Consider the following 2,305-nt stretch of genomic DNA (forward strand, 5'->3'; position numbering starts at 1 on the left):
TCGCTCGACTTGCATGTGTTAGGCACGCCGCCAGCGTTCGTCCTGAGCCAGGATCAAACTCTCAATTTAAAAGTTTGAACTGCTTCAAGCAATTTGCTGACTATAATAGTCAATTTTTTTACATCTTTCGATGTGAGCATCTACAAAATAGATTCTCAAATGAATTAACTGGTTTTACCTATATTTATCTGTTTAATTTTCAAAGACCAATTCGTCATCACTTGATGACTTTTACTATTTTACTAGTTTTAAACTTTTTTGTCAATACTTTTTTAAAAAGTTTTTTAAAGTTTAAATCCTTATCACTTAAGCTACTTAGTAACTTGTTTCAGCGACAAGATTTATTATATACATAATTACTTTAGCAATTAGTTATCTTAACCTTAAATATAGAAATTTATACTTTAAATTCTCTCATATACTATTATATCCTCAAAATTACTTTTATTGATACACGTGGATATGTTTGCTTTTCTATTTTATTAATAATCGCTTTTTTATTTATAAATTTACATGATTTTTAAAAACACAATAAAAAATTAATTTTGTTTTCCCATTATTAATAAAACAAAGGCTTTGGTCAAGCATTAAAATTGCCTAACCAAAGCTCTTTACTATATTACTATTTCATTTCTACTTTATAAGTACCTTTTAATTTCTCTACTAAATTTATAAATTCTTTGTTTTGTTTTTCATGAAGTAAGTTTGAAGCTATCATTGGCTTAACTTCTTCAAAATCTTTAGCCGCTGAAGGTTGTTTATCTTCAACCTTTATTATATGGAAACCAAATTGAGTTTTTACAGGTTCACTAATTGTATCAACATCTAACTTAAATGCTGCATCCTCAAATTCAGGTACCATTCTACCTCTTTCAAAAACACCTAAGCTTCCACCTTGTGCTTTTGATGGACATTTAGAATACTTATCAGCTGCCTCTTCAAAAGATATAACATTGTTTTTTATATCTTCTGCTATTTTTTTAGCTTCTTCTTCATCATCAACTAATATATGTCTAGCATTTACTGTTTCTTCTGTTTTAAACATTTCTTTATTTTTTTCATAAAATGCTGTAATTTCTTCTTCAGTAACCTCAACATTTGAGAATGATTTAGTTATACCAGCTTGTATTAATAAATCTCTTTTTACTAATTCTAATTGTTTTTTAAATTCTTCATCACTTTCTAAGTTACTATCTTTTGCAAAATTATATACTAATTCATAGTTTATTATTTGATTTAATAATTGCTTTTTACCTTCTTCAGTACTAAAATATTGTTTGTTTTGTTCTGGAAATCTTGATATAGCAAATTCTAAATCTTGTTCTGTAATATTTTTTCCATTTACTGTAGCTAAAATTTTGTTTTCCATATAAATTCTCCTTTTAAAAAATTATTTATATTCTATAAGCACTAAACTCTATCTATTCAAGATTAAGTTTAAGCACTATAACCTTAATATTAATAATAAATTTTATTAAAGTTATAATAAATATTTATATGCTTAAAGTTATATTTTATTAATCTATTATAACATATTTTAAGTAACTATTTTGTTTATTTAAATTATTATTTTATATAAACAAAAAAACTCTTACTAATTAATTAGTAAGAGTTTATGGTGACTCCTAGGGGAATCGAACCCCTGTTACCACCGTGAAAGGGTGGTGTCTTAACCGCTTGACCAAGGAGCCTAATTTTGGTGGCTCACCGGGGAATCGAACCCCGGACACCATGATTAAAAGTCATGTGCTCTACCGACTGAGCTAGTGAACCATATTGGCTGGGATAGCAGGATTTGAACCTACGAATGCCAGAGTCAAAGTCTGGTGCCTTACCGCTTGGCGATATCCCATTAAATGGTGCGTTTTAAGGGATTCGAACCCCTGGCCCACGCCTTAGAAGGGCGTTGCTCTATCCAGCTGAGCTAAAAACGCATATCTTGGAGCGGGTGAAGGGAATCGAACCCTCGTAACTAGCTTGGAAGGCTAGCACTCTACCATTGAGTTACACCCGCAAGTGGTGCAGATGAAGGGAGTCGAACCCCCACGCCAAAGGCGCTAGATCCTAAGTCTAGTGCGTCTGCCAATTCCGCCACATCTGCATATGGTGACTCCTAGGGGAATCGAACCCCTGTTACCACCGTGAAAGGGTGGTGTCTTAACCGCTTGACCAAGGAGCCATATTTACCTGGCAACAACCTACCCTCCCACACAGTCTCCCGTGCAGTACTCTCGGCGTCTAGAGGCTTAACTTGCCTGTTCGGAATGGAAAGGAGTGTTACCCTCTAAACCATCATCACCAGATT

The 2,305-nt window shown here is 32.8% G+C and carries 1 protein-coding gene, 7 tRNA genes and 2 rRNA genes; all 10 read right to left on the bottom strand.

Annotated elements, in window-relative coordinates:
* Positions 1 to 69 (bottom strand): 16S ribosomal RNA (locus KQI36_RS17530); the annotation flags it as partial.
* A gap of 553 nt (positions 70 to 622) precedes the next feature.
* Positions 623 to 1,369 carry a peptidylprolyl isomerase gene (locus KQI36_RS17535; protein ID WP_216452008.1) on the bottom strand — a complete coding sequence of 249 codons (747 nt, stop codon included), beginning with the start codon at positions 1,367 to 1,369 and terminating at the stop codon, positions 623 to 625.
* A gap of 247 nt (positions 1,370 to 1,616) precedes the next feature.
* Positions 1,617 to 1,691, bottom strand: a tRNA-Glu gene (locus tag KQI36_RS17540).
* 6 nt (positions 1,692 to 1,697) lie between these two features.
* Positions 1,698 to 1,773 (bottom strand) — tRNA-Lys (locus KQI36_RS17545).
* A 4-nt stretch (positions 1,774 to 1,777) separates the two neighbouring features.
* Positions 1,778 to 1,852, bottom strand: a tRNA-Gln gene (locus KQI36_RS17550).
* A 5-nt stretch (positions 1,853 to 1,857) separates the two neighbouring features.
* Positions 1,858 to 1,934 (bottom strand) — tRNA-Arg (locus KQI36_RS17555).
* Between the two features lie 6 nt (positions 1,935 to 1,940).
* Positions 1,941 to 2,014: transfer RNA gene (locus KQI36_RS17560), tRNA-Gly, on the bottom strand.
* A gap of 3 nt (positions 2,015 to 2,017) precedes the next feature.
* A tRNA-Leu gene (locus KQI36_RS17565) sits at positions 2,018 to 2,101 on the bottom strand.
* Positions 2,102 to 2,104: 3 nt separating this feature from the next.
* A tRNA-Glu gene (locus KQI36_RS17570) sits at positions 2,105 to 2,179 on the bottom strand.
* Between the two features lie 6 nt (positions 2,180 to 2,185).
* Positions 2,186 to 2,303, bottom strand: a 5S ribosomal RNA gene (rrf, locus tag KQI36_RS17575).
* Between the last annotated feature and the right edge of the window lie 2 nt (positions 2,304 to 2,305).

Source organism: Clostridium senegalense (assembly GCF_018916625.1).
In the GTDB taxonomy this organism is placed as follows: domain Bacteria; phylum Bacillota; class Clostridia; order Clostridiales; family Clostridiaceae; genus Clostridium_J; species Clostridium_J senegalense.